This window comes from Novosphingobium panipatense (assembly GCF_900182875.1).
Classification (GTDB): Bacteria; Pseudomonadota; Alphaproteobacteria; order Sphingomonadales; family Sphingomonadaceae; genus Novosphingobium; species Novosphingobium panipatense.
On the sequence record NZ_FXUI01000035.1, the window covers coordinates 1 to 7,249 of the forward strand.

5 protein-coding genes are annotated in these 7,249 nt (G+C 67.4%); all 5 read right to left on the reverse strand.

Translation table 11 applies throughout. The annotated features are described in order from the left end of the window. Positions 1-97: 97 nt before the first annotated feature. Positions 98-1,393 carry a hypothetical protein gene (locus QOL62_RS19365; protein ID WP_013039108.1) on the reverse strand — a complete coding sequence of 432 codons (1,296 nt, stop codon included), beginning with the start codon at positions 1,391-1,393 and terminating at the stop codon, positions 98-100. A gap of 248 nt (positions 1,394-1,641) precedes the next feature. Beyond that, entirely contained in the window at positions 1,642-2,046 is a 405-nt protein-coding gene (locus QOL62_RS19370) for a copper-binding protein (RefSeq protein WP_007406376.1), read from the reverse strand. Beyond that, complete coding sequence (locus tag QOL62_RS19375; RefSeq protein WP_007406408.1) at positions 2,043-5,186, reverse strand: efflux RND transporter permease subunit; 3,144 nt, start codon at positions 5,184-5,186, stop codon at positions 2,043-2,045. Before QOL62_RS19375 ends, QOL62_RS19370 begins: the two co-directional genes overlap by 4 nt. Further along, positions 5,183-6,673 (reverse strand): efflux RND transporter periplasmic adaptor subunit, encoded by a 1,491-nt coding sequence (locus tag QOL62_RS19380; protein WP_007406384.1) that lies wholly within the window; start codon positions 6,671-6,673, stop codon positions 5,183-5,185. The genes QOL62_RS19375 and QOL62_RS19380 overlap by 4 nt, the downstream gene beginning before the upstream one ends. Continuing rightward, on the reverse strand, positions 6,670-7,249 hold a 580-nt coding region (locus QOL62_RS19385; RefSeq protein ID WP_283407281.1), incomplete at its 5' end, for a TolC family protein. The genes QOL62_RS19385 and QOL62_RS19380, both read right to left, overlap by 4 nt.

The following is a 7,249-nucleotide window of genomic DNA, read 5'->3' on the forward strand; positions in this document are numbered from 1 at the left end:
TGGCGCGACCGTAGAAGGCAGCAACAAGTAAGATCTCGCGCCGGCTATCTGGGCGAGCTTGGCGTAGGATTCCGCCCCCTCCCGCAAACGCCCCCTTTCAGGGAAGGGGGCTTGAGATCGCCTTGATGGCCTTCAATCCCGTTCCAAAACGAGCGATCGCGTCCCTGTTTCTCTCCAGCTCGCCATAGGGCAGATAGGCGAAGTCGAGATCGGCAATACGGCTGAAAGCCGGGCGACGGAGTTGCGCGCGAACGTCCTGCTCGCGCGCATTCGGTGCGACCAGGAATAGCCCGGCGGCAGCGTGCAGATCGCTCCCCGACAGCGCCAGATCGAGCATGCGCACGATCCCCGAGTAGATCGAGGTCGAATGTTCAACCTCGAACGCGGCGGCGACGCCGTCGCCACCCTTCGCCAGCCACAACACGTCGATGAGGCGGATCGAGTCCGCTCCGGGAGAGGTCGCAATGGCGTCTGGAAGGCGCTCGAGGCATCCCTGTCCAAGCGGGCAGCCAGCGTGAAGTCGACCGCGGTCATTGGCGGCGATCCACACATCGTAACCGAGGGCATGGCCGAGGTCGCGCAGCCAGGCCTGGATTTCGGCGTGCGTGCGATCGGTTTCGCCCTGCGCGGCGGCTGTCTTGTCGAGCCGGCTTGCCTCCGCTCTGGCATGTTCCAATCTGCCGAGCCAGTCGTCGGCCGCCGTTGCGTCATCCTCCAGCGGTGGCGCGGGATAGCGGCCCGAGCCAATGTCGAACAACAGTCCGCCGATCGCGCCGAGATCGTTGGAGAGCAACTCGCGGTAACGGTCGTTGAGGTCGAGGATGCCGGCGCGCATGGCGAGAAAATGATCCCATGACCCGAGCTTCACCTTGGCGCCGGTGACGGCATTGTAGCCCTTGACGATCGCGGTATTGAAGGGCGGCACCAGCGTCGGGTGAAGGAAATAGAGCAGGTTGGCCGCCGCCGGCCCCAGCCCCTTGATCTTGAGCGCGTCTATGCTGCGGATGTGGCTGATGATCTCCTCGGCGGTATCGCAGCACGAGCAATTGTCGAGCAGGCGACCGAACGCCCGCTGGTTGTCCGGGCTTTCGTAGATGTCTGGAATGCGCAGCTTGGGCTTCCACAGCCAGGCATGGTCGGCGCCCTTGAAGATCTGCCGCTGTTCGGCGATCGAGTGGACAACCGTTTCCAGTGACGAGCCGCGATAGGCGACGCCGAACCGCCCACTTTCGATTTCTGCGACCACCTGCTGCAGCCCGCGACGGATGGAGCGGAAGTTTTTCAGCCGTTCGTCCCACAGAAACCAGGAGCGATAGGTGGCGCCGGGATCGTCTCGCCAACGACGGACAAGCTCGCTCACGAGATCATGATGTGTCGCGGGTAACAAGGTCATACTGGCTGGGTCATCTAAACTGGGCTCCTTGCCGTTCAGGCTATCGCGAGCAAGGGCGGCTTGCACGTTCAATGTGCGATCCGCGAAGCGTGCTCAAATTGTCGGTGATCGCGCAGGGAAACGCCGCTGGCATTGGGCGTTGCCGGTCGCAACCGTCGACCGGGCGCACAGCCAGGCAGACGGCCGGCACGGGCGTCGCCGCCCGGGAGCGGCGCCGCAACCAGCTTTTTCCGGTCGAACTTAGCGGATCACTGCTTTGCGATCGCGGTGACCTCGCCATCGCTGCCCTTGAGCGAGAGGTCGAAATCGACCTTGTCGCCGACCTTGACCGCATCGGTGATCGACGGCGCGGCCTTGAACGCCATCGTCATCGCGGGCCACTTGGCCTCCGGGATCGGACCATGATCGAGCGTGATCGTGCCTGCCGCCTTGTCGATCGCGGTGACGGTGCCATGGCCCTTGGCCTTGATCGCGGCGTTCGCGTCAGGCGCCATCGACATGTTGCCCATGTCGCCGCTCATGGTCGCGGCGGGCGCCGCCTCGTTGGTCTCAGTCGCAACGGGGGCCTCCGCCTTCTTGCCGCACGCGGCAGTCAGGGCGGCGAGGCCGAGGGCAATGGTCAGTCGTGCATGGTTCATCGTCTTCTCCTTCATGATGAAACGGGTTGAGGGATGGGATCGGTCTTGGGCCGGCGCAACAGCAGGTAGGCGGCGGGCAGGACGAACATTGAGAGCAAGGGCGCGGTCAGCATGCCGCCGATCATCGGCGCGGCAATCCGGCTCATGACCTCCGAACCCGCGCCTGATCCCAGCAGGATCGGCAGCAGGCCGGCCAGGATCACCGCCACCGTCATCGCCTTGGGACGGACGCGCAGCAGCGCGCCTTCGCGCACGGCGGCCTCGACCTCGGCAGCGTCCGGATGTGCGCCGCGCTCGGCCAGCGCGTTCTTGAGATAGATCAGCATCACCACCCCGAACTCGGCGGAGACGCCGGCGAGCGCGATGAACCCGACCCCGGTGGCGATCGACTGGTTGAACCCCAGCAGATAAAGCGTCCAGATGCCGCCGGTCAGCGCAAACGGCAGCGTCCCCATGATCAGCGCCGCCTCGTCGAAGCGGCCGAAGATGAGGTAGAGCAGCACGAAGATGATCAGCAGCGTCGCGGGCACGACCAGCTTCAAGCGGTCGACCGCGCGCTCGAGATATTCGAACTGGCCAGAGTAAGCGATGCTGACCCCAGGCGAGAGCCTGACCTGTTTCGCCACCGCACGCTGCAGATCGCCGACCACCGAGGCAAGATCGCGCCCGCGCACATCGACGTAGACCCAGGTCGAAGGCCGGGCATTCTCGGTCTTGAGCATCGGCGGTCCCTCGGCGATCGAGACGTTTGCCACGGTGCCCAAGGTGATCTGCTGGCCCGCGGGCGTCAGGATCGGTAGCGCCCGCAGCCTTTCGAGGCTGTCGCGCAATTCGCGCGGATAGCGCACGCTGATCGGATAGCGGGCGAGGCCCTCGACCGTCTCGCCGATCGTCTCGCCGCCGATCGCGCCGGAGACGATGGCCTGGACGTCGGCGATGTTGAGCCCGAACCGCGCGGCGGCGGCGCGGTCTATGTCGACATCGACATAGCGTCCGCCGGTCAGCCGCTCGGCGAGCGCCGAGCTGACGCCGGGCACGCTCCTGGCCACGGTCTCGACATCATGCGCGATGCGGTCGAGCTCGGCGAGGTCACTGCCCGACACCTTGACCCCGATCGGGCTCTTGATGCCCGTCGCGAGCATGTCGATGCGGTTGCGGATCGGCGGCACCCAGATATTGGCGAGACCCGGAAGCTTCACCCGGCGATCGAGCTCGTCGACAAGGCGTTCGGGCGTCATGCCCGACCGCCACTGGTCGCGGGGCTTGAATTGGATCGTCGTCTCGAACATTTCGAGCGGCGCGGGATCGGTCGCGGTCTCGGCGCGGCCGGCCTTGCCGAACACGCTTTCGACTTCGGGCACGGTCTTGATCAGGCGGTCGGTCTGCTGGAGCAGCTCACTCGCCTTGGCGGCCGAGAGGCCCGGCAGCGCCGAGGGCATGTAGAGCAGGTCGCCCTCGTCGAGATTGGGCATGAACTCGCCGCCGAGCCGGCTGAGCGGCCAGGCCGTGGTGGCGAACACCAGAGCCGCGATCAGCAGCACTGCCTTGGGCCGCTTCATCGTCCAGTCGATCGCGGGCCGGTAGATATTGGTGAGCCAGCGATTGACCGGATTGGCCTGCTCGGCCGGAATGCGGCCCCGGATCAGCCAGCCCATCAGGATCGGCACCAGGGTCACCGACAGGATCGCGGCCGCGCCCATCGCATAGGTCTTGGTGAAGGCGAGCGGCGCGAACAGCCGGCCTTCCTGCGCCTCCAGGGTGAAGACCGGAATGAACGACAGCGTGATGATCAGCAGGCTGAAGAACAGCGCCGGCCCGACCTCGGCCGCCGCCTCGGTGACGACGATCCAGCGCATCTCGCCATCGAGATGTCTGTCCGGGTGATCCTGCTCCCAGCGTTCGATCCTCTTGTGGGCGTTCTCGATCATGACGACCGCCGCATCCACCATCGCGCCGATGGCGATGGCGATGCCGCCCAGCGACATGATGTTGGCGTTCACCCCCTGGAACCGCATTACGACGAACGCGGCCAGCACACCGAGCGGCAAGGTCAGGATCGCGACCAGCGCCGAGCGGACGTGCCAGAGGAACAGGGCGCAGACCAATGCGACGACGATGAACTCCTCGACCAGCTTGCGGGTGAGGTTCTCGACCGCGCGATCGATCAGCTGCGAGCGGTCATAGACCGTGACCACCTCGACGCCCGGCGGCAGGCTTTTCCTGAGATCGGCGAGCTTGTCCTTGACCGCCGCGATGGTCTCACGGGCGTTCTTGCCTGACCGAAGAATAACGACGCCGCCGGCGACCTCGCCTTCGCCGTTCAGTTCGGCGATGCCGCGCCGCATCTCGGGGCCGACCTGGATCGTGGCGACATCGCCGAGCCGGACGGGCACGCCGCCCGCCGCAGTCTTGAGCGGGATTGCCCGGAAATCGTCGAGCGTTTTCAGATAGCCCGAGGCGCGGACCATATATTCGGCCTCGGCCATTTCCAGCACCGAGCCGCCGGCTTCCTGATTGGCTTGGCTGATCGCCTGCACTGCCTGGGCGTGGGTTACGCCGTAGGCCGCGAGCTTCACCGGATCGAGCAGCACCTGGTACTGCTTGACCATGCCGCCGATGCTGGCGACTTCGGCCACGCCGGTCACGGTCTTCAGCTCGTAGCGCAGGAACCAGTCCTGCAACCCGCGAAGCTGCGAGAGATCGTGCCGGCCGGTGCGGTCGACCAGCGCATATTCATAGACCCAGCCGACCCCGGTCGCGTCCGGCCCGAGCGCGCTGCGGGCGCTGGCCGGCAACCGACCCTGGACCTGGTTGAGATATTCGAGCACGCGGCTGCGCGCCCAGTAGAGATCGGTGCCGTCCTCGAAGATCACATAGACGAAGCTGTCGCCGAAGAAGCTATAGCCGCGCACCGTCTTGGCGCCGGGCACCGACAGCATGGTGGTGGTGAGCGGATAGGTGATCTGGTTCTCGACGATCTGCGGCGCCTGACCCGGATAGGAAGTGCGGATCACGACCTGCACGTCGGAAAGATCGGGCAGCGCGTCGATCGGGGTCGAGCGCACCGCCCACAGGCCCGCGCCGACCAGCGCGAGCATGCCGAGCACGACGAAGAAGCGGTTCCTCACCGACCAGCGGATGAGATGGGCGATCACTGGCCCGCCACCTTCGCCATATGCCGCAGCGTCGGTCCCGCCGGGGGCCGGTCGAACCCGAACCGGACCCGGTCACCCGCCTTGAAGCCGCGCGCGATGCCCGGATTGGCGAGCGCGAAGGTCATCGTCATCGCCGGCCAGTCGAGCGCGGGAACGGGCTCGTGGCTGAGCGTCACCGAATTGGCCGTGATCCGCTCGATCTTGCCCGTCGTCTCGTACAGCGTGGCTTTCGACGCCGGCGCGGCGATGGTCGCCGATGCCGCACCGCCGCCGATCGGCCGCGCCTCGATTCCCGACAGGCTCGCCTCGGAATCGATCAGGAACTGCCCCGAGACGACGACGTTCTCGCCGGGCGACAGGCCGGCAAGGATCTCGGTCTCGCCGCCTGCCTCGCGGCCGATGCGGACCTCGGCGGGATGATAGCGCCCGTCGCCTGCGGCCAGCATGACGAGCGTGCGCCTGCCCGTGCGGATCACCGCTTCGCTCGGCACCAGCAGCGCCGGCTTGGCATCGCCGCCAAGCGCGACGCTGGCGAACATGCCCGGCCGCAACCGGCCGTCCCGGTTGGGCAGCTCGATCCGCACGGTGAGCGTGCGGCTGTCGGCCTGCGTGGTCGGCAGGATCGCGATCACCCGGCCGGCGAAGCGCTCGCCGGGGAAGCCCGCCAGCGTGGTGCTGGCATTCTGGCCGACCCGGACATCGCCCGCGCGCGCTTCGGGCACCGCGGCATTGAGCCAGACGGTGCCGAGCCCGCTTACCTGGGCGAGCGTCTGGCCCATGGCGAGCGTCACGCCGGCACGGGCGTCGAGCGTCTGGATCGTGCCCGAGATCGGCGTCGTGATCGTCACCACGCCGTTCGGGCGTCCGCTCCGCTCGACGCTGGCGATGAGGCCGTCGGACATGCCCATCAGCCGCAGTCGCTGGCGCGCGGCCGCGGTGAGGTCGGGCTTGCCGAGCCGCCTGACGCTCAGATATTCGGTCTGCGCGCCGCCCCATTCGGGCAGGAGCAGGTCCGCGATCGGCGCGCCGGCGCGGACCACGTCCCCGGGCGCTCGCGCATAGACGCGGCTCACGAACCCGCCCGAACGCGCCTGGATGACGGCGACGTCGCGCTGGTTGAAGTCGATCGTGCCGGTGACCTCGAGGGCCGAGGCAAGGCTGCCCATCTTCGCCGCGACGACCCGCAATCCCAGGCTCTGCCGCGCGGCGGGATCGACGGCGACCGTGGGGGCCGCGCCGGCGCTTCCTCCGTCCGCGTATCGCGGCACGAGCTGCATATCCATGAAGGGCGACTTGCCGGGCTTGTCGAACTTCTGGTTGGGGAACATCGGATCGTACCAGTAAAGGACTTTGCCTGCCCCGGCGGGCGTGGTCGCCTCCGATTGCGGTGCCTGGCGATGGCCAGCCCAATAGCCTGTGCCGCCGGCCAGCAGCGCGACAGCCAGGATCGATGCGCCCCAGCGCAGCGCGGATTTATCGAGCGTCATGGCCGCTCCTCCCCATAGGTGATAGTGATGCGGACCGCGTCGCGCGCGACGTCGGCTTCGCGGTTGAGCGCCTCGACCTCGGCCTCCGCGAGCCCGAGCGTCGTGAGCAGCGCGGCGCCAAGGTCGAGCTTGCCGGCGCCATAGCTGTCGCGGTCGAGCTCGGCGCGGTGCCTGGCGAGTGGCACCAGCGTCTCGCGGGCATTGCGCAACCGGGAGAGATGCATGGCATGGTCTGCGAGATCGGCGTCGAGCTGCGCCACCAGCTCGCGGCGGATCGCCTCGCGGTCGAACCGACCCCCTTGCGCAAGGCTCTCGCTTGCAGCGATCCTGGGGTTCTGGCGCTTGCCGGCGAACAGCGGCAGGTCGATCGACACGCCGACCGAGGCCATGTCGCCGTACATGGGATCGCGCCGGCCATAGGTGACGCCGACCTTCCAGTCGGGGCGCTTGTCGGCGCGCGCGAGACGCACGTCCGCTTCGGCGACTGCGATCCGCGCGTCCTGCGCGCGCAGGGCGGGAAGCGCATCGATCCCGGCCCGCAGCCGGATCGGATCGACATCGAGCATCGGCGGGTCG